At 61.7% G+C, this 20455-nt stretch carries 18 protein-coding genes and 1 tRNA gene; 14 read left to right on the forward strand and 5 right to left on the reverse strand.

The window, feature by feature from the left end; translation table 11 throughout:
* Positions 1-30: 30 nt before the first annotated feature.
* On the forward strand, positions 31-225 hold the full coding sequence (locus ACQY4G_RS10855; protein ID WP_421990875.1) for a hypothetical protein: 195 nt from the start codon (positions 31-33) through the stop codon (positions 223-225).
* A 19-nt stretch (positions 226-244) separates the two neighbouring features.
* Here ACQY4G_RS10855 and ACQY4G_RS10860 read toward each other — a convergent pair whose 3' ends face one another.
* On the reverse strand, positions 245-1582 hold the full coding sequence (locus ACQY4G_RS10860) for an MFS transporter (RefSeq protein WP_421990877.1): 1338 nt from the start codon (positions 1580-1582) through the stop codon (positions 245-247).
* A gap of 114 nt (positions 1583-1696) precedes the next feature.
* Between ACQY4G_RS10860 and pgsA the strand changes: the two genes are divergently transcribed.
* Both pgsA and ACQY4G_RS10870 read left to right on the forward strand, forming a co-directional pair.
* Positions 1697-2290, forward strand: coding sequence for a CDP-diacylglycerol--glycerol-3-phosphate 3-phosphatidyltransferase (pgsA, locus tag ACQY4G_RS10865; RefSeq protein ID WP_067688223.1), 594 nt, complete (start codon positions 1697-1699; stop codon positions 2288-2290).
* A gap of 313 nt (positions 2291-2603) precedes the next feature.
* Entirely contained in the window at positions 2604-3581 is a 978-nt protein-coding gene (locus ACQY4G_RS10870) for a hypothetical protein (RefSeq protein ID WP_421990879.1), read from the forward strand.
* Between the two features lie 13 nt (positions 3582-3594).
* Here ACQY4G_RS10870 and ACQY4G_RS10875 read toward each other — a convergent pair whose 3' ends face one another.
* Positions 3595-4491 (reverse strand): LysR substrate-binding domain-containing protein, encoded by an 897-nt coding sequence (locus tag ACQY4G_RS10875; protein ID WP_421990881.1) that lies wholly within the window; start codon positions 4489-4491, stop codon positions 3595-3597.
* A 7-nt stretch (positions 4492-4498) separates the two neighbouring features.
* The gene (gene rnd, locus ACQY4G_RS10880; protein ID WP_421990883.1) at positions 4499-5701 is read right to left on the reverse strand and encodes a ribonuclease D; all 1203 of its coding nucleotides are present in this window, start codon (positions 5699-5701) and stop codon (positions 4499-4501) included.
* A gap of 164 nt (positions 5702-5865) precedes the next feature.
* Here rnd and ACQY4G_RS10885 point away from each other — a divergent pair, with 164 nt between their 5' ends.
* The 9 genes from ACQY4G_RS10885 to ACQY4G_RS10925 all read left to right on the forward strand — a co-directional run bounded on the left by ACQY4G_RS10885 (position 5866) and on the right by ACQY4G_RS10925 (position 14222).
* On the forward strand, positions 5866-6771 hold the full coding sequence (locus ACQY4G_RS10885; protein ID WP_421990885.1) for a cupin-like domain-containing protein: 906 nt from the start codon (positions 5866-5868) through the stop codon (positions 6769-6771).
* A 120-nt stretch (positions 6772-6891) separates the two neighbouring features.
* Positions 6892-8709 (forward strand): aspartate--tRNA ligase, encoded by a 1818-nt coding sequence (gene aspS / locus ACQY4G_RS10890; RefSeq protein WP_421990887.1) that lies wholly within the window; start codon positions 6892-6894, stop codon positions 8707-8709.
* Between the two features lie 124 nt (positions 8710-8833).
* Complete coding sequence (locus ACQY4G_RS10895; RefSeq protein ID WP_006834437.1) at positions 8834-9070, forward strand: acyl carrier protein; 237 nt, start codon at positions 8834-8836, stop codon at positions 9068-9070.
* A gap of 92 nt (positions 9071-9162) precedes the next feature.
* Positions 9163-10422, forward strand: coding sequence for a beta-ketoacyl-ACP synthase II (fabF, locus tag ACQY4G_RS10900; RefSeq protein ID WP_421990889.1), 1260 nt, complete (start codon positions 9163-9165; stop codon positions 10420-10422).
* 1 nt (position 10423) lies between these two features.
* Positions 10424-11395: an endolytic transglycosylase MltG gene (mltG, locus tag ACQY4G_RS10905; RefSeq protein ID WP_421990891.1), complete on the forward strand. Its 972-nt coding sequence runs from the start codon at positions 10424-10426 to the stop codon at positions 11393-11395.
* Entirely contained in the window at positions 11392-11922 is a 531-nt protein-coding gene (locus ACQY4G_RS10910; RefSeq protein WP_067688243.1) for a 2'-5' RNA ligase family protein, read from the forward strand. The genes mltG and ACQY4G_RS10910 overlap by 4 nt, the downstream gene beginning before the upstream one ends.
* Before the next feature lie 27 nt (positions 11923-11949).
* A complete protein-coding gene (locus ACQY4G_RS10915) occupies positions 11950-12633 on the forward strand; it encodes a Crp/Fnr family transcriptional regulator (protein ID WP_421990893.1) in 684 nt (227 codons plus the stop codon).
* A gap of 80 nt (positions 12634-12713) precedes the next feature.
* Positions 12714-12790 (forward strand) — tRNA-Met (locus ACQY4G_RS10920).
* Positions 12791-12968: 178 nt separating this feature from the next.
* A complete protein-coding gene (locus tag ACQY4G_RS10925) occupies positions 12969-14222 on the forward strand; it encodes a tyrosine-type recombinase/integrase (RefSeq protein WP_421990895.1) in 1254 nt (417 codons plus the stop codon).
* 9 nt (positions 14223-14231) lie between these two features.
* On the opposite strand, the gene ACQY4G_RS10930 is transcribed toward ACQY4G_RS10925, so the two are convergent.
* Both ACQY4G_RS10930 and ACQY4G_RS10935 read right to left on the reverse strand, forming a co-directional pair.
* On the reverse strand, positions 14232-14456 hold the full coding sequence (locus ACQY4G_RS10930; protein ID WP_421990897.1) for a DUF5818 domain-containing protein: 225 nt from the start codon (positions 14454-14456) through the stop codon (positions 14232-14234).
* Complete coding sequence (locus ACQY4G_RS10935; RefSeq protein ID WP_421990899.1) at positions 14432-15022, reverse strand: lytic transglycosylase domain-containing protein; 591 nt, start codon at positions 15020-15022, stop codon at positions 14432-14434. The genes ACQY4G_RS10930 and ACQY4G_RS10935 overlap by 25 nt, the downstream gene beginning before the upstream one ends.
* Positions 15023-15254: 232 nt before the next feature.
* Here ACQY4G_RS10935 and ACQY4G_RS10940 point away from each other — a divergent pair, with 232 nt between their 5' ends.
* Together ACQY4G_RS10940 and ACQY4G_RS10945 are read left to right on the forward strand one after the other, a co-directional pair.
* Entirely contained in the window at positions 15255-16070 is an 816-nt protein-coding gene (locus ACQY4G_RS10940) for a DUF7146 domain-containing protein (RefSeq protein WP_428483109.1), read from the forward strand.
* A 78-nt stretch (positions 16071-16148) separates the two neighbouring features.
* Complete coding sequence (locus tag ACQY4G_RS10945) at positions 16149-20384, forward strand: strawberry notch-like NTP hydrolase domain-containing protein (RefSeq protein ID WP_421990903.1); 4236 nt, start codon at positions 16149-16151, stop codon at positions 20382-20384.
* Positions 20385-20455 lie beyond the last annotated feature (71 nt).

A 20455-nucleotide genomic window follows, 5' to 3' on the forward strand; every position in this document is an offset into this window, starting at 1 on the left:
AAATGGTTAAAAATTAGTTAACGCAACATCATGAGACGCGCATTGGTTCTGACGAGCGAAGCCCATCGCCACTGGTTCCGGGCAAGCCTCCCGCAACGCCGCAGCGGCTTTGCCGACCTGCCCGCTGGCGGCATGACCGACTGGCGCCTCACCGCCGACGACGTGCGCGGTGCGGCAACGACATATTTTGCCACCGTCGCGGCGGTCTTCGCCTTCATAATCTAGATGATTTAGGCTTCAGGCTTCAGGCTCCGGCGGCGGCGGCCAGTTCGGCAGCTGCGTTCTCCGCCGCGATCAGCCGCTTCGCCAGCCAGGCCGAGAACAGGCACATCGCCGCGCAGAGCAATACCTGCTCGGTGATCGGCACGCCTGCCGCGCTCAGTGCCATGGCGATCAGCGAGCCGGCCACCATCGCCCCCGAATTGACGATATTGTTTGCCGCGATCGTGCGCGAAGCCGTGTCGGGCGAGACCCGCGTGGTGAGAAATGCATAAAGCGGTACCACGAACATGCCGCCCGCCACCGAAATTCCCAGCAGGCACAGCAACAGTACCGTGGCCATCGGCCAGGCGATGAATTCGCTAACGCCGAGCAGGCTGGCGGGCTGGTCCGCCTCCCACATCTTGGCAACGATGTAGAATGCGACCACGAACAATCCCATTGCAATTACCGAAACGGGCGCAAAGCGGGCCGAGACACGACCCTTGAGCAACGCATTCACCGCCACCGATCCGATCGCGACACCCACGGAGAATACCACCAGAAACAGGCTCGCGACTTCGGGGCTGGCCATGATCGTGTTCTTGGCCAGCGGCGGGAATTGAATGAACAGCACCGCGCCGATGGTCCAGAAGAAGCTGATCGCGAGAATGGCGTAATAGACTTCGGCATTGTGCATCGTGTCGCGTACCAGCTTTACCGAAGCGCGCAGAATGTGCCAGTCGAGCTGCTCGACCTTGCCCAGCGGCGGGGCAGGGGGCACCTGACGGCTGACGAGATAGCCGATGCAGGCGGTCACGATGATGCCGATCGCAGCCCAGCCGGTATGGTCGACCGCCAGCGGTCCGGCGAGAATGGTACCGGCAAGGATCGCTATGTACGTGCCCGCCTCGACCAGCCCGGTCCCGGCAAGTACCTCTTCTTTCTTCAGATGTTGCGGCAGGATTGCGTATTTGATCGGGCCGAGAAAGGTCGACTGCACCCCGGTCAGGAACAGCGCGAGCAGCAGCAGCGGGATCGCTACCGCATGCACCAGAATACCCTGCCAGGCCATGTATAGGCCTGTCGCACCGATCACCATCAGTCCGATCTCGCAGGCCTTCACCACACGGATGATCTTGGCCTTGTCGCGCATGTCGGCCAGCTGCCCGGCCAGCGCGGAGAGAATGAAGAAAGGCAGGATGAACAGCGCGCTGGCGAGCCCGCTGAAGCTCGCCTCGGTACTCTCGTCATTATACACTGCGTAAACGACGAACAGGACCATGGTGGTCTTGTAGAGATTGTCGTTGAAGGCGTTGAACAGCTGCGTCACGAACAGCGGCAGGAACCGCCTGCGACGCAGCAGATGAGTGGATGTAAGCATGACCCCCCGGGCGAAACCCAATCGTGCGCCCGACTCTAGTGCCAACGTGGTGGCGGACAAGGGCACAGAGCGGCTTTTGCGACGGGACGATTGCCGCTAGGGCATGCGGCCAAGATGCTGAACCTGCCCAACATCCTCACCCTTTCGCGCATTTTCGCCATTCCATTGCTCGCCTGGTTTCTCTGGTGGCCGGGATGGGAGGCGGGCTACCTGCTGGCTTTCGGGCTTTACTGCCTGATGGGAATTACCGATTATTTCGATGGTTATCTGGCGCGCACCAGCGGGACCGTATCGAAGCTCGGCATCTTCCTGGATCCGATCGCCGACAAGATCATGGTTGCCGCGGTGATCCTGGTGCTGGCCGCTCAAGGCGTGTTGCGCGGCCCCTATGTGGGCGACATGCACGTGATTGCAGGACTTATCATCCTGATGCGCGAGATTGCCGTGTCCGGTCTGCGCGAGTTCCTCGGGCCGCTGCAGGTCTCGGTGCCGGTCTCCAAGCTGGCCAAGTGGAAGACGACCTTCCAGATGGTCGCCCTGGGCTCGCTGATCCTCGGCCAAGGGCTGCCGCGCTGGACGGTGATGATCGGCGAAGTCGAAGCGAATATCCCGCACACCGTTGGCCTCACGACGCTATGGGCCGCTGCGGTTCTGACGGTGATTACCGGATGGGACTATCTGCGCGTCGGTCTTAAGCACATGGACTAGAGCCCCATCCTCGCGCGCCAAGATCGTCGATCGCGAGCAAGATGGTCCTTCGGTACTATCCGATGGTCGAGGGGCGGGGACATTTCCGTGGCGAAGCAGAAAGATGGAAAGGTGGAAGAACCCAGGTTCAGACCGGTTGCTGGGAATGGGTGAGAACGAAGAAGAAGTATGTCTCGATGAGTACTGCCATCCCATTATCGAATACACCTGAAGTCCTGTAGATAGGTAAATCCGGGATTTACCCTACATTCACCGGGTGCGGCTATGTATTGTCGGATGATCCTGCTTGCTGGGCAAGTTTTCCGGAGACCCGATGAGAACCATCGCATCGAATTTGGCCGTTTCGGCGGCAGCCGTTGTCCTCGGTCTCTGGATCGAGAGCTCGGTCATGGCGCTTACTGGCGCGGACGGCGCCAAGTTGGTGATCGGTCGGTTGGTGATCTGGTGCTCGCTGGCCGGTGCAATCGCAGGCTGGATCTTCCGGGATCGCGTCGCGGCGATGTTGTGGCGCGTGGCCGAACGGCTCGAATCCAGACAGGTCGCAGCCCTCGATCGAATTTCCAGGGCCAGCTTGGCCGAACGGACTTTGAACGCCTTATTCGTCATGTCGGCATTGCTGCTCACCGTTTTCGCCATGCTCGATGCGCAAGCGTTCACGGTACTTTTTTACGAGGACGGACCGTTCGAGTACGGCTCGGCAATCCTTTACGGGATTGCCAGCGCATCCTGCCTCGTCCTCGCCGCTCGGGCGAGCGGACGTACGAGGTTGCGTAGCTGGCTGATTGGCCTCGCCTTATTGTTCCTGTTCGTGGGTGGGGAAGAGATCAGCTGGGGCCAGCGCTTATTCGGCTTCGACACGCCCGAGGAGCTTGCCGCGATCAACGTGCAGGGGGAATTCACCCTGCATAATGTCTATTCCAACTCGCTGTTTGTTTACCCCGGCCTGGCGGTGACGGCAGCACTGCTTTTTGTTTTACCATTGCTGCACGCCCATCAGCCGCTCTGTCGGCGCCTTCTCGATGCGCTGGAGTTTCCGGTGGCATCTGTGAGCTGCGCGTGGCTCTTCGGCTTATCGGTCGTATGTTATGGCATAGTTGGGCTCACGCTCGGAAGTCCCACGCCGCTTCCCATCAACTGGTCCGAGTTCCTGCCGCACTATGACGACGAGATGCTCGAGTTTCTCGTATCGGCACTCTTCGCGATCCAAAGCGTGGCCGGGTGGCGGCTGTCGCTCAGGGGATCGACCGAGCCGCTATTGGGTGCTGGCGAAGAGGTTCAGCCCTTTCGTTAGGGCAATAGCAAGCTCATCCCGCACGCAGTTCTTCGGCCAGCAATTCGAAATCGTCCCGCCGGGGCGAGTTCTTGCGCCAGATCAGCGCGATCTCGCGCGTGGCGCTTTTCGATTTGAGCGGGCGGGCGACCACCTCGGTCCCGGTCAATATGCCCGCATCTACCGCCATTTTGGGCAGCATGGTGAGGCCGAGGTCGTTGTCGACCATTTGCACCAGCGTGTGCAGGCTGGTGCCAATCATGGTGGCAGAGGCGCGCAATTCCGGGCGGTTGCAGGCGCCCAGTGCGTGGTCCTTGAGACAGTGCCCGTCCTCGAGCAACAACAGACGGCCTTCGTCTATCATGCTCGGCGGTATGAGATCGGGCGGATCGCGCGGGTCATCCTTGGGAAACGCGACGTAGAGTTCGTCGTCGGAGATATGCGCCTTCTCGACCTCGCCGGTCGCGAAGGGGAGGGCGAGCAGAACGCAATCGACGCGCCCGTGCTGGAGCGATTCGACCGCGTCCTGGCTGGTTTCCTCGCGCAGGAACAGCTCGAGGTCGGGGCGTTCCTTGCGCAGGCGCGGCAGAAAACGGGGCAGCAGGAAAGGGGCGATAGTCGGGATGACGCTCATGCGGAGCTGCCCGGCCAGCGGCTTGCCCGCGGCCTGGACCAGGTCCGCCAATTCCTCGGCCTCGCGCAGAATGCGGTGCGCCTTGTCGACGACCTGATTGCCCAGCGCCGTGAAGCGCACCACGCGGCGGCTACGCTCTACCAGAGTCACGCCAAGCAGCGATTCAAGCTCGCGAATTCCCGCCGACAGCGTCGATTGCGAGACAAAGCTGGCCTCCGCCGCGCGGCCGAAATGGCCGTGCTCGTGCAGCGCGACGAGATATTGCAGCTGCTTGAGCGTGGGGAGGTACGTGCTCATTGCCTGCTTATTCCGCCGCCTGCGCTTCGACCATGCCGGCGTGAACCTCGTCGACATGGGTCATTAGCAGGCGCCCATCCTTGACCGCGAAGGCGAGCCGGCCCTCGACCAGTTCGAGCGCATCCTTGCCGAACACGTCGTAGCGCCAACCCTCGAGGATCTTGAGATCGCGCACACCGGCGGCAAGCGCTTCCATCTCGTCGGCTTTGGTCAGCAGCCGCGCGGCGACGTCGATCTCGCGCGCGCGGATCTTGAGCAGTAGCTTGAGCAGGTCTGCGACCAGCGCGCCTTCCTTGCCCAGCGGCGCGCCGCGCTTAGGCTTGTCGGGCATTTCGTCCTTCGGCAGCGGCTCTGCCTTTTCGAGCACTTTCATAAGACGCTTGCCAATGTCGTTGTCTTTCCACGCATTCGACAGGCCACGAACCTTTGTAAGTTCGGCCTGTTTCTTGGGTGGGTGGCTGGCGATATCTGCCAGCGTCTCGTCGCGCATAATGCGTCCGCGCGGAATGTTCTTGTGCTGCGCCTCGCTTTCGCGCCAGGCAGCGAGCGCCTTGAGTCTGCCAAGCACGGCAGGGTTGCGTCCCGGCGAGCGGATGCGCTGCCAAGCCTTGCCCGCGTCGTTGGCGTAGTTTTCCGGATCGGCGAGCTTTTCCATCTCGGCATCGAGCCAGGCTCCGCGACCGGTCTTGATCAGCTTCTTGAGGATGCGCGGGAAGATCTGCGCCAGATGGGTCACGTCGCCGATCGCATATTCGATCTGGCGGTCGGTCAGCGGACGGCGGCTCCAGTCGGTGAAGCGCGCACCCTTGTCGATCGTCAGGCCGAGCCAGCTCTCGACAAGATTGGCATAGCCGATCTGTTCCGACTGGCTGATCGCCATCATCGCGATTTGCGTGTCGAAGATCGGCTGGGGGGTCTTACCGGTGAAATTGTAGACGATTTCGACATCCTGCCCGCCGGCATGGAAGACTTTTAGCACGTCGTCATTGTCGCACATCAGGTCCCACAGCGGGGTAAGGTCGATACCCTCGGCCAGCGGGTCGATCGCCGCGGCCTCTTCCTCATTGCCGATCTGCACCAGGCACAGCTCGGGCCAATAGGTGTTCTCGCGCATGAATTCGGTGTCGACGCAGACGAAATCGCTTTTCGCCAGACGCTCGCACAATTCGGCGAGCGGTTCGGTCTCGGTAATCAGATCGTGTATTTTCATCGTGTCTTTTCGTGTTCAGTCGGGCGGAGTGCCGCCCCCGGGCGAGGCCCATCGGTAGTGCGGGGTCATCCCGCAGGCGCAGGTTAGCGGGTTTGCCGCCGGACCTGCAATCGCGCGAGCGGGGCTATGCACCGCCGCGACGCGCGCCGCTTTAGACCTGCCACATGCGCGGTCAAGCGAGTCTTAACGCTTGCGCGCTATCGCTGCTGCGCATGGGGCGGATCGATCCACGCGAGCAATTCGACGCGCAAGCGGCAGACTGGCCGTTCGATCGCGCACGCCTGCGCGCTGCCTATCCGCACACGGCGCAGCCACTCGACCATGCGCTGGAGGCCGAGCGCTGCTTCGCGTGGGCGCGGCTGGAGGACATCTTCGATTGTGGTGACCGCTCGCTGATCGAAGCGCGCGAGGATGGTGTCGAAGGTCGCTTCCGTCCGCTTTCCGATCTGCCCACCAAGCTCGGGCCGCTGGTTGCTTCGCTGAGCGAAACGAAGCGCTGGATCATGTTGCGCGATCTTGCACGCTGGCCCGAATTCGAGCGGGTTGTCGCGGAGATCCTTGCCGGCATCGCGCCGGTGGCCGCGCCGCACACGGGCGAACTGCTCAAGCCCGTCGCCTTCCTCTTCGCCAGCTCGCCGGGTTTGCTAACCCCGCTGCATTTCGATCCCGAATACAATATTCTGTTCCAGATCGCCGGAAAAAAGCGTTTCACCGTGCTGCCGCAGGCATGCGGCCTGCCTTCGGCGGCAGACAATGAACGCTTTCATCGCACCGGCGACAACCTCCTGCCCTGGACGCCGCAGCTGGCCGAACATGCCCTGCACTTCGACATGGGCCCGGGCGATGCGCTCTACGTGCCGTTCAAGGCGGCGCATACGGTCACGGTAGGCGACAGCCCGTCGATTTCGCTGTCGGTTACCTGGCGATCGCGCGACAGCCTGCTGCAGGACGATGCCTGGGCAATGAACGGGTTGCTCGCGCGATGCGGAGTGAGGGCGCCGAAGCCGGGCGACCGACCCTGGGTCCGTGCGGGTACGCTTAGGGCCCTGCGCCGCGCCCGACTGGCTTAGGCGCCAACCAGACGAATCTTGACAAATCGGCCCCCGATGGCTGTTAGGGGCGCGCTTTCGCGCGGCGCCCGAATGCGCGCGCGGCCCCAATCAATTTCCGGCAGAAAGATCGAGCTTTTCATGCACGCCTACCGTACCCATACCTGTGCTGCGCTGACCAAGGACAATGTCGGCGAAACCGTCCGCCTTTCCGGCTGGGTGCATAACAAGCGCGACCATGGCGGCGTGCTGTTCGTCGACCTGCGCGACCATTACGGCATCACCCAGATCGTCGCGGACGAGGACAGCCCGGCGCTCCCCGTTCTCGACAAGATCAAGCTGGAATCGGTCGTCACGATCGATGGCACAGTGAAAGCGCGCGCCGATGTGGCTGTGAACCCGAACCTGCCGACCGGCGAAATCGAGGTGTTCGCGCGCGAGGTGAGCGTGCAGAGCCGCGCGGACGACCTGCCGCTGATCGTCAACTCGGCCGAAGACTATCCGGAAGAGACGCGCCTAAAATACCGGTTCGTCGACCTGCGCCGCGAGCGCGTTCACAACAACATCATGCTGCGCAACCAGGTCATCACGAGCCTGCGCCGCCGCATGACCGACCAGGGTTTCAGCGAATTCCAGACGCCGATCCTCGGCGCATCGTCGCCCGAAGGCGCGCGCGACTACCTCGTACCCAGCCGCCTCCACCCGGGCCGTTTCTACGCGCTCCCGCAGGCACCGCAGATGTTCAAGCAGTTGCTGATGGTCGCCGGGTTCGATCGTTATTTCCAGATCGCGCCCTGTTTCCGTGACGAAGACCTGCGCGCCGATCGCAGCCCGGAATTCTACCAGCTCGACTTCGAGATGAGCTTCGTGACGCAGGAAGACGTCTTCCAGGCGATCGAGCCCGTGCTCGCGGGTGTGTTCGAGGAGTTCGCGAACGGCAAGAGCGTGACTCCGGCCGGTGAATTCCCGCGCATCCCCTATGCCGAAGCGATGCTGAAATACGGCACCGACAAGCCCGACCTGCGCAACCCGTTGATCATCTCCGACGTCACCAGTCACTTCGAGAAGAGCGGTTTCGGCCTGTTCGAGAAGATTGTCGGCACGGGTGGCAAGGTTCGCGTGGTTCCCGCCCCGAAAACGCACGAGAAAAGCCGCAAGTTCTTCGACGAAATGAACGAGTGGGCCCGCCGCGAAGGTTTTGCCGGCCTCGGTTACGTCACCCGCAAGGGCGGCGAGTTCGGCGGCCCGATCGCCAAGAATCACGGCACCGAAGGCATGGAAAAGCTCTACGCCGAACTCGGCCTCGGCGAAAACGACGGCCTGTTCTTCGCCGCGGGCAAGGAAAAGGAAGCCGCCAAGCTCGCGGGCGCCGCACGCACCCGCGTTGCCGAAGAGCTGGGCCTGATTGAGGAAGATTGCTTCAAGTTCTGCTGGATCGTCGATTTCCCGATGTTCGAGTACGACGAAGAATTGAAGAAGGTCGATTTCAGCCACAACCCCTTTTCGATGCCGCAGGGCGAGATGGAAGCGCTGGAAACGAAAGACCCGCTCGAAATTCTCGCCTGGCAGTACGACATCGTCTGCAATGGCTATGAGCTATCCTCGGGCGCCATCCGTAACCACCGCCCGGACATCATGTACAAGGCTTTCGAGATGGCCGGTTACAGCCAGGCGGATGTCGACGAAAACTTCTCGGGCATGATCGAGGCTTTCAAGCTGGGCGCACCGCCGCACGGTGGGTCGGCCCCGGGCATCGACCGCATCGTGATGCTGCTCGCCGACGAGCCGAACATCCGCGAAGTGATTGCCTTCCCGCTCAATCAGAAAGCGCAGGACCTGATGATGGGCGCGCCCTCGCTCGTCAGCCCGCGCCAGTTGCGTGACGTGCACATCCGCACGGTCGATGCGCCCAAGCCCGATGGGGCCGAAGCGACTCGGGTCGATCGGTCCGGGAACTGAGGGTAGCTATCAAATTCATTGAGCGCTCCCCATACAGCGGAAAATCAGTGGCCCTTGCCTAAGCCTGCGCCGTTCATTAGGGCGACAGGCAATTCATAAACCCCCAAATTCGAGAGGGACAAAAATGAGCGATACTGCCGACCGCGTGCAGAAGATTGTCGTCGAGCACCTCGGCGTCGAGGCCGACAAGGTCACCCAGGAAGCAAGCTTCATCGACGATCTCGGTGCGGACAGCCTCGACATCGTCGAGCTGGTCATGGCCTTCGAGGAAGAATTCGGCGTGGAAATCCCCGACGATGCTGCCGAGAAGATCACCACGGTCGGCGACGCGACCAAGTACATCGAAGAGCACAAGGGCTAAGCCCTGCTGCCTTCATGCCCGCTACAGTGCGGGTTCGGACAGGCCCGACCCGCTAACAGGGCCGGGCCTGTTGTCTTTTTGCGGAGAATAGCATGCGTCGTGTGGTCGTAACCGGACTTGGCCTCGTCACCCCGCTGGGCGGCGATGTCGAAACCTCGTGGAAGAACCTGATTGCGAGCGAGAGCGGGGCGGGACCGATCACCCGCTTCGATGCCTCGAACCAGAAGGCGACCATCGCCTGCGAGGTGAAGCCGAAGGACCACGAATGGGGCTTCGATCCCGACAAGCGCGTCGACCACAAGGTGCAGCGCCAGGTCGATCCGTTCATCGTATACGGGATCGATGCCGCCGGACAGGCGCTCGAAGACGCCGGCCTCACCGAGATGGACGACGACCTCAAACAGCGGACCGGCGTTTCAATCGGCTCGGGTATCGGTGGATTGCCGGGCATCGAAAGCGAATCGATCGTCCTGCATGAGCGCGGACCGGGCCGGGTGTCCCCACACTTCGTCCATGGCCGCCTGATCAACCTCATCAGCGGCCAGGTTTCGATCAAATATGGCCTGATGGGCCCGAACCATGCGGTCGTTACTGCCTGCTCGACCGGAGCACACTCGATTGGCGATGCAGCGCGCATGATCGCGCTCGACGATGCCGATGTGATGCTGGCGGGCGGTGCGGAAAGCACTATCAACCCGCTGGGCGTCGCCGGTTTCGCACAGGCGCGCGCACTCAACATGAGCATGAACGATCGCCCGGCCGAGGCGAGCCGCCCCTATGACAAGGATCGCGACGGCTTCGTCATGGGCGAGGGCGCAGGCGTGGTAGTGCTCGAGGAATACGAGCATGCCAAGGCACGCGGCGCGACGATCTATGCCGAAGTGGTCGGCTATGGCCTGTCGGGCGATGCCTATCACGTCACCGCGCCGCACCCCGAAGGCAAGGGCGCCGAGCTGGCGATGCGCATGGCACTCAAGAAAGCGGGGATGGCCCCGGGCGACATCGATTACGTCAATGCGCACGGCACGTCGACCATGGCCGACACGATCGAGCTGGGCGCGGTCAAGCGCGTTATGGGGGACGACCTTGGCGGCGCGTCGATGAGTTCGACCAAGTCGGCAATCGGCCACTTGCTCGGGGGGGCAGGCGCGGTGGAAGCGATCTTCTGCATCCTCGCGATCCGCGATCAGGTGGTTCCGCCCACGCTCAACCTTCACAACCCCGATGAGGGCACCGAGGGCGTGGACCTGGTCCCGCTCAAAGCCCGGCAGCGCGAGGTGAAAGCAGCCCTCAACAACAGTTTCGGCTTCGGCGGCACCAACGCATCGCTGATCGTCAAGAAGGTCGACTGAGGTGAAGAAGGCCGGGTGCCTCCTCGCAGGCGTCCTTTCGCTGGCCCTCGCCATTGGGGCGATCTGGTTCCTCTCCGGCTGGTGGGGCAGTGCCGAAGTGGAGGAGGACACGAGCTTCATCGTCCCCTCTGGCGCGAGCCTCACTTCGGTCGCGGAGAAACTCGCCGACGAAGGTCTGATCTCCGATGCCGACGGGTTCCTGCTGCGGGCGAAAATCTTCGGCTCGTCCGACCCGATCATGGCGGGCGAGTTCCTTCTACCGGCCGGTGCCAGCAATGCAGCCATTCTCGACACCTTCCAGCACGGCGAGGTCATCCGCCGCTTCGTAACCATTCCCGAGGGGCTGCCCTCGATCCTGGTACACGAGCGGTTGATGGCGGAAGAGCATTTGACGGGCGAGATTCCCGTTCCGGTCGAAGGCTCTGTCCTGCCCGACACCTATGATTTCGAGCGCGGCGAAGCCCGTAGCGCGGTGCTTGCCCGCATGCAGGCGGCGATGCAGAATTACCTTGCAGAGGCTTGGCCCAAGCGCGCGCCCGATATCGCAGTCGACAATGTCAGGGACGCGGTGATCCTAGCTTCGATCGTCGAGAAGGAGACCGGCAAGGCGAGCGAGCGACGAATGGTCGCCGGACTTTATTCGAATCGGGTGAAAGACGGTATGCTGCTGCAGGCCGATCCGACGATCATCTACCCGATCACCAAGGGCAAGCCGCTTGGGCGCCGCATCCGCCAGTCCGAAATTGCCGCAATCAACGACTACAACACTTACACGATGGTCGGCCTCCCCAAGGGACCGATCACCAATCCGGGGCGCGAGGCGATTGCTGCCGTGCTCGATCCCGCCGAGACCAGCGCGCGCTACATGGTCGCCGACGGCACCGGTGGACACGCCTTTGCGGAAACGCTGGAAGAGCACAATCGCAACGTCGCCGAGTGGTTCGAAATCCGCCGCGAACGCGGGGAAATGTGAGCGGAGCCACCGACGCCCCACTGATCGTGACCGCGCAATTGCCGCACGATCTCCACGCGCGCTTCACCGCTCTGCGCAACGAGCATTTTCCGCCCGAGCGCAACTATCTCGAGGCGCATGTCACGCTGTTCCACGCGCTACCGCCGATGTGCGAGGGGGAAGCCGGCACCTACCTCAAGAGCATCGCCGCGGAATTTGCGCCGGTCGAGGGGCGGGTAGAGGGGTTGATGTCGCTAGGGCGTGGCACGGCTATCAAGCTGTCGAGCCCCGACATGCTCTCGCTGCGCGACATGATCGCAGAGCATTTTCGCGGCATGCTCACCCTGCAGGACCAGCATCGCCCGCGGCTCCATGTCACCATCCAGAACAAGGTCAGCGGCAAGGAGGCCAAGGCGCTGCAATCGGCGCTGGCTGGATTGATCGAGCCGCGGCCCTTTGCCTTCCGCGGCCTCGCGCTGTTCCGTTATCGCGGCGGACCGTGGGAGCCGGTAAAGGAATTTGCATTCAGGGGCCGCGGCGCGGCATAAGGGCCGCATAGTCAGGGGGACCGGAACATGGCCGGACTTACCACGATCTTGGCCTATGGCGCGGCCCTGCTGGCCGTCGTCGCCATGGCCACGACAACTATCAGGCAGTTGCGTTACGCGATGCTGACTGCCGGGCTGGCGGCGCTCGGGCATTTTGCACTCACCGACCAGATCGGCTGGGCGATCGTCTGCTTTGTTTTCGTTGCGGTGAACGGTGTACAGATCTGGGTGCTGCGCCGCCGGGCCCGGCGCGGGGCGATGCTTGAGGAAGAAGTCAGCCTGTTCGACCGGCTGCTCGGCATCGACGATCCCGGTCGCCAGCAGCACCTGCGCGATCTTATGCAATGGCGCGATGTCGAGGAGGGCGAGGTGCTGATGCGCCAGCACCAGCCCGACCCGCCGCTGATCTATGTTGCGCGCGGCGGGGTGCATGTCGAATGCGATGGTAAGATCGTCGGCACCTGCGGTCCGGAAGAGTTTCTCGGGGAAATGAGCCTTGTGTCCGGTCAGACTGCTTCGGCCACCGTGATCGTCGCCAAGCGCTCCCGTGTGGCGACCTTCGACCGCGACGCGCTGGCCCATTACGCACGCGCCGTGCCCGAGGTCGACACGGCGCTCACCCACGCCCTCAATCGCGGTCTCGCGGCCAAGGTAAGGCGTATGAACGAGGTGGCTGCGCAAGGCTCGGCGGAAAACGCGCGTAAGGCGTAATTGCGCGGTTGACCATGCGTGCCGACCGCCCTAAATGCGCCGCCTGCCGTGCGGGCGTCTGCCCCGGCATGCCTCTTTGGGGCGGAGTAGCTCAGGTGGTTAGAGCAGCGGAATCATAATCCGCGTGTCGGGGGTTCGAGTCCCTCCTCCGCTACCATTCTCGAATCCGCATGGGTTCGCATTCTTCCGTATAGATCCGAAAAAAATAATGAAATCAAAGTCATGTGGCTGATTCGCGTCCGCTTGCGTTCGCTTGCATGCGCTTGAAGCCGGATTTGGAGTGGGGGTATTTTGGGGGTACTTTCGGGGAGTACCGAAAAGGAGCGATACCCCCAATGGCTTTGAGTGAGATTCAGATCAAGAATGCGAAGGCGGCAGAACGACCCTACAAGCTTGCCGACGGTGAAGGGCTATTCCTCCTCGTAAAAGGGAACGGTTCGAAGCTTTGGCGCTTAAAATACCGCTATCGCGGGAAGGAGAAGCTGCTTTCCTTTGGTGCTTACCCTGACGTCGGAATCGCGGCTGCGCGTGAGTTGAAGACGCTTGCAAAGGCTGCCTTGGCCGAAGGCAAGGATCCGATGGTCCACAAGCCTGGTCGAGATTTCGAGCCAGAGAGAACCTTCAAAGCTGTTGCTGAGATGTGGCACAAGAATCGAAAGAGCAGCCTCGATCCAGCTCATGCGAAGCGTGTCTGGTCTCGAATGGAACGGGACGTGTTTCCGGTATTGGGCGAAAGGTTGATGCACGAGATCACCCCGCCTGAAGTTTTAGGCGTGATCCGCAATATTGAAGAACGGGGCGCTCTGGATATCAGTCGGCGTGCGAAGCAGAGCATTGGCCAAGTTTTTCAGTTCGCCATCGCGAGCGGCCTTTGCGAAGGGGACCCCACGGCTCATCTTCGCGGCGCTCTGAAGCCGCGCCCTCGAGTAAAGCATATGGCCAAACTGCCGCTCGCTCAGTTGCCAGAGTTCATAAACAAGCTGGATCAATACAACGAAGAAGGGGAGCGACGCTCCGAAATCACTCGCGCAGCGCTCACCTTCGCACTTCTGACATGGGTTAGAACGAAAGAACTTCGTTTCGCCAAGAAGCACGAGTTTGAGGATCTAGACGGAAACTCTCCGCTTTGGCGCATCGGCCCTGATCGAATGAAGATGCACCGTGAACATATCGTACCATTGTCAATGCAAGCCGCTTCGCTCGCCAAGGACATGATCGCATGTTCTCAAAGTGACTATGTGTTTCCCGGCCAGAAGCGTGGAGTGCCGCTATCCGAAAACACCATGATCTATGGTTTGTATCGTCTGGGCTATCACGGTCGGCAGACTGTTCATGGCTTCAGAGGTCTTGCGAGCACATGGGCCAATGAACAGCTTGTCGAAGTCGGCCAACCGCCAATGTGGATCCGAAAGTACCATGAAGACTGGGTCGAGCTTCAGTTGGCTCATAGCGAGGAGAACGAAGTTCGCGGGGCCTATAATGCCGCAGAGTATCTGGCGCCCCGTCGCGCGATGCTTCAAGATTGGGCCAACTTCCTCGATGCGATGCGCGGAAACACAGACAACGTCGCGATTTTGAGAGCTGCGTGATCTAGCGAGCTACGCTGGCACTTGGCCTAGCCACTCAACTCGAAGGCGATCAAAGCCCACAACGATACCCTCGGCAGTGACCTCGAAACCGAAGTCATCGTTCGATGGCTCGTAGCCTTCCAGAACCCAGTGGTCGCCTGCATCTGTAACGATCGCTGCCCCGCGCGGGAGATGCTCGAGCCGTCCGCTGATCCTTTTCCGATTCGTGTTCATAGTGCTCCGTATGCCATCCATTTTTGGATAACGCTCCTCACATATCCCGGCGTTTCTCGATTTCTTGGTATTCCGCCTGCACGCGATACCGCGCCGGGCCCCGCATTATAGGCCGCCAGTGCGAGATGGATCGCACCAAACCGGTCGAGCATCTGCCTAAGATATCGCGCGCCACCGTCGATATTCTGAGCTGGATCGTGCCGATTGGTTACGCCGAGTTCTCGTGCGGTTGCAGGCATAAGTTGCGCAAGTCCGGCTGCACCAGCCGGACTGATCGCCATCGGATTGAACCGGGATTCCTGCCAGACCAATGCCTGAAGCAGGCGAGGAGGCAATCGATACCGCACTTCAGCTTGCCGGATGAGGGGTTCGTAGAGAGTCTCTTTGAAACTTCGATGGGCTGGGGATGAAATCTCTCTTCCGTTCCCAACGAACGCCAATGAAGGATCGTGCGTGAATTCTATGTCTGCCGGTTTTTCGACCTCGCTAAGTCGGTGATCAAAAACCCGGAACTCCTGCGCCTGGGCAATGGCGGGGATTGCAATTGCAAGCCCACAACACACGCCAGTTACCCAAATTTGCCTCATTTCGCTCTCTCTATCTTGCCTAGACCGATGACAGAACATAAAAAGAACATTGGGGTGTAGGAAAGCGCCGTGCGCGTCCGGCAAGAGGAGAGGGGACAATCGGCAGGGGCAATTGTGCGGCGATGGAGCCAGTATGTCCGTTTCGAACTCAACCCTTTCCCGACCTTCGCTAGAGGAAACTGCTCGCAAGCTCTGCGAGAGCCGCGGCGGGAAGTGGTCTGGCACCAAGGGCATGGCCCGTTGTCCAGCGCACGATGACCGCACGCCTTCGCTCGGTGTCACGCTTGGCCGAAAGGCGATCCTCCTACATTGTTTCGCCGGCTGCGATCAGGCGAGCGTGCTCGTTTCCCTCGCTCGAGAGGGGATTGAGACTTCAGCGCTATTCTCAGGCTCCTCGGACGAATTTCCGATCCAACCGAGCTATTCTACCAAGCCATCGGCTGCAGCGCTCCGCATCTGGCGAGATGCTCGACCGTTGCACCGAGGTCCTGCCAAGGCATACCTCGAGGAACGCGGCATCCTAGCAACGTCCCATGCGCTGAGGTTTCATCCACGCACACCGCTTGGACCGAAGGGGCGCGCCCGCTTCCTGCCAGCGATGATCGCTGCAGTCAGGCTCGACGAAGGTCCGATTGCTGTTCACCGGACCTTCCTGTCGCATTCCGGCCATACCCAAGCATCGTTTGCCAAGCCGAAACGCGCACTGGGGTCACTCGGCGAGGCGGCAGTACGTCTGTTCGCACCCGCCGAGGGAAGGCTCGGTCTCGCCGAAGGCATTGAGAGCGCGATGTCGGCCTATGCGCTCACCGGTATCCCGACGTGGGCAACGCTCGGCAATGAACGCTTCGGCCTGGTTGCCATCCCTGAGAGCGTGAGCGACCTCCATCTCTTCGTCGATCACGACGCCGGTGGCGACCTCGCGGCTGAGCGAGGGCGCGATACCTATCTCCGTGAAGGGCGAAACATCCAGATCCGACGGCCCAATTCGCGCGGGACCGACTGGAACGACGAGCTCCAGTCATGGCTGCGCCGAAAGGCGTGTCGATAAGAGGAGAGAGAGCTTCCCGAATTCCTGACCCGGCAGAGGGCGCATGTCCCGATGCCTCAATCAGGAGGACGACAAGCCATGTTTCAGTCAGACTTTTTCCCAGGCCGCGAGACATCGAGCAGAATTCCGCTCGCTTTCGCAATCGGTGAACAAATTTCCCGGCGACTTGCGAATGGTTGCCACCTCACCCGACCTGACATTGCCGAGTTCTTCGCCGCTCAGACCGGCGCGCAGGACTGGGGCAGTGCTTGGACGATCGACGACTACAACAATGCGGTCGAGATCGGGACCTTGCTCTGGCTGCGCGAATTCTCGCGGATCGACCTCGAGACAGGTTTCCACGAGGCTGCAGCGCGGTTCGACTGGCTCGAGGCAGCCTTGCCGCCTCGCCACGTGCGCAGCGAGGGCCAAGTCGAGCTGCAGCAGTTTTCGACACCGCCGATCCTTGCCTGGCTGATGGCCAAGGCCGCGTCCCTTGGCACGCGCGATCACATTCTCGAACCGTCAGCGGGGAATGGCGCACTTGCGCTCTGGGGCGACGTTCGAGATTGCTATATGACGCTCAACGAAATCGATCGCACGCGCCGCGAAGCGCTCGCGCATATCTACCCTCGAGCCAAACTATCCGCTCATGATGGCGAGTTGATCGCCGACCTAGCCCATGGTTTGAGCCCCAGCGTCATCTTGATGAACCCTCCCTTCGCCCGAAGCCGCGAGCGGGGCGTCGATGGCCGTACGGCATTACGCCACCTGCGCAGTGCGCTCTGCAAATGCGCAGTGGGAGGTCGCCTCGTGGCCATTCTCCCGGAAGGCTTTGACGCCGCGACCTTTGTCGAAGACCAGGAACAGGCTTCGCTGCTCCTCAACGTCCGGCTGTCGGGCGCATTCTCGCGAAGCGGAACCGGGATCGCGGTCAGAATGGTCGTGATCGAGAAGGCGGATCTTCAGGACAGTTCCACGATTTCGGGAGAGTTCGCCGATCTCGCCGAACTCCATTCCTGCCTGGTGCATTTGCCAAATCGTGTGCCCTTGCAGGCCAAGGTCCATCGGCTTCCGGTACGTTCGGTCGCAACTTCGGTGAGCGGCTCTGCCTCGCGCAAGCCGGTCGCTCCTTTCGTGACCAGAGCCGTCGAAACAAGCGCGGCGGTCCCGCTCGACTATCAAGTCCTGGAAGAGCCCGCACCCGTTCCCGAGCAGGCGGGTATCTACCTGCCTTACCGACCGAGCCGCGTCATCATGCAGGATGCACCCGTTCACCCGACGCCATTGGTTGAGTCGGTGGCAATGGGTTCTGTCTCAGCGCCGGTGCCAAATGCGCGCCCTTTGCTTCCCGCAAACTGGCAGGAGGGCAAACTGCTCTCGGCCGCACAGTGCGAAACACTGATCTACGCTTGCGAGGCATTCGCCCGCGACCTTCCCGGGCAGTTTCGACCGAGCCAACATGGAACGACGGTCGAACTCGCGGAGGACGGACACTTCTACCGCCAAGGCTTTTTTCTCGGTGACGGCACGGGCGCAGGCAAGGGGCGCCAAATCGCGGGCGTCATTATGGATCGCTGGCTCTCGGGCGAACGCCGTCACATCTGGATCACCAAGAACGAGGCACTGCTCGAAGACGCGCGCCGCGACTGGGAAGCACTCGGGGGACTCCCACTCGACATCCAGCCGCTCTCCCGATGGAAGCTCGGAAGTCCGGTGACGATGGCCGAGGGTATCCTGTTCGTAACCTATCCAACGCTTCGCTCGGGACGCGCCGAGGACACAAGGCTCGATCAGATCCTCGACTGGGCCGCCGAGCAATTCGAAGGCGTGATTGCCTTCGACGAAGCGCATGCCATGGCCAATGCGCTTGGCTCTTCCTCGACCCGCGGCAATGTCAAAGGATCGGAGCAAGGGATGGCAGGTCTCAGGCTTCAGAACCATCTGCCGCGAGCACGTGTTCTGTACGCTTCCGCGACCGGCGCATCGGACATTGCTAATCTCGGCTACACGGCCCGCCTTGGGCTATGGGGGCCCGAAACCTCGTTTCCAACGCATGAGGCATTCATGACCGAGATCCGCGCCGGCGGCGTGGCAGCGATGGAACTTGTCGCCCGCGATCTCAAGGCCCAGGGACTCTACCTTGCCCGTGCGTTGTCGTTTGCGGGGGTCGAATACGAGATCCTCGAACATCAGCTCACAGAAGCGCAGGTGCGGAACTACGATGCCTATGCCAAGGCCTGGGCGATCATTCACCGCAATCTCGATGAAGCGCTCGAAGCCACAAGGGTGGTCGACGAGGACAGCGGTGATACGCTCAACCGCAACGCCAAAGCCGCGGCGCTCTCAATCTTCGAAGGTACCAAGCAGCGCTTCTTTGCGCAGCTTCTGCTCTCGATGAAACTGCCAAGCCTGATCCCTGCCATGGAAGCATCGCTTGGCGATGACCATTCGGTGGTCGTGCAGCTGGTCTCGACCGCCGAAGCGATGCTCGACCGGCGCCTGGCCGATCTCTCGGACGAGGAGCGAGAAGCGCTCGATATCGATCTCTCTCCGCGCGAATATGTCATCGACTATCTCGCGAAGAGCTTCCCCGTGCGCCTAATGCAGGTCTTCACTGACGAGGAAGGCAATCTGCGATCCGAAGCGATGAGCGACGAGCACGGCAAGCCCGTTCTCTGCTCGCGGGCCATCGCCGCGCGCGACGCGCTGATCGAGCGACTCTGTGCCTTGCCCCCCATCGCCACCGCACTCGATGCAATCATTGAGCACTTCGGGACCGAGGCCGTGGCGGAAGTCACGGGTCGCACCCGCAGATTGGTCTTGGGGCACGACGGTCAGCAGCGGCTTGAACGTCGAAGCGCAAGCGCCAACGTCGCTGAAGCACAGTGCTTCATGGATGGAGCGAAACGTATTCTTGTCTTCTCGGACGCAGGGGGCACGGGCCGCTCCTACCATGCCGATCTCGATGCCCAGAACCAGCAGCGGCGCGTCCATTTCCTCCTCGAACCGGGCTGGCGGGCGGACAACGCGATCCAGGGTCTCGGTCGCACCAACCGCACCAACCAGGCTTCTGCGCCGCTGTTCCGCCCAGTCACTACCGATGTGAAGGGCGAACGCCGGTTCATCTCGACCATCGCGCGCAGGCTCGATGCATTGGGCGCTCTCACACGCGGCCAGCGTCAGACGGGGGGACAGAACCTGTTCGACCCTGCCGACAATCTCGAAAGCGATTATGCGAAGGACGCGCTCTCGCGCTGGTTCCACCTGCTTTACGACGGAAAGCTCGAGGCGGCCCGTTTCGGGGAATTCGTCGAGAGGACGGGACTCAAGCTCGAGAACCCTGATGGCGGCCTGAGCGACAACCTTCCGTCCATCCAACGCTGGCTCAACCGCATACTTGCGCTCCCGATCGCACTGCAGAACGGCATTTTCGAAGAGTATCTTGGACTTGTTGAAGCGCGGATCGAGGCCGCACGCGAGGCTGGCACGCTCGATCTGGGGCTCGAAACGGTCCGTGTCGACAGGTTCGCGGTGCTGTCTGATGAAGTTCTCCGCACCGATCCTGTTTCGGGGGCCGAAACCCGCCTCGTTTCGCTCGAAGTGAAACGCCAATTGCGTCCGCTGTGCTTGAAACGTCTCGTGAGGATGCACGAGATCGGATCACCCCAGGCTACCCCCCTGCGCAATGCGCGTTCGGGCAAGGTGGCCCTGTCAGTTCCGGCGCGGCGCCTCATTGCCGATGATGGCGCGGTGATCGAACGTCGCCGCCTTCTCCGCCCGCTCAAGTCCGCCAACTGGACGCTCGACGCGCTCGGTGAAAGCTTGTGGGAAGAGGTCGGCGTGACCGAGTTCTCCCAACTCTGGGCACAGGAAGAAAGCGCCGCGGCGGCTTCGCCAGTGACCGAACGAGCGCATCTGGCGACGGGGCTATTACTCCCGGTCTGGAAGCGGCTGCCTGGCGACCATGTCCGGGTGACGCGACTTGTCGCCGAGGATGGCAGATCGATCATCGGGCGCGAAGTCCTCGATATCGACTTGGCCAAGATTGCCGAGACGTTCGGCCTGAAGGGTGTGTCCGGTCCGGCTCCGGCTGAGCTCGGAAGACTGGTTCTGGCAAGCGGGACGCCCCAGCCGCTTACCAGTCATGACGCACTGACCATCAAGCGCTCTCTGGTCGGCGGCGAGCAGCGCCTCGAACTCACCGGTTACGCGCCTGAGCGCCTCGACTGGTACAAGACCAAGGGCTGTTTCACCGAGATCATTCGTTACCGCACGCGCCTCTTCGTCCCCGTGTCGAAGGCATCCTCTGTTCTCCCGGCCATTGTTGCCTGAAGGGCAAATCCACGACCAAGTGAGAGAGAGGGGAGGGAGCCGGTGGCTTGTCGAGCCATGCACCTTCGCGT

It is taken from the genome of Qipengyuania sp., from assembly GCF_965277845.1.
Taxonomy (GTDB): Bacteria; Pseudomonadota; Alphaproteobacteria; order Sphingomonadales; family Sphingomonadaceae; genus Qipengyuania.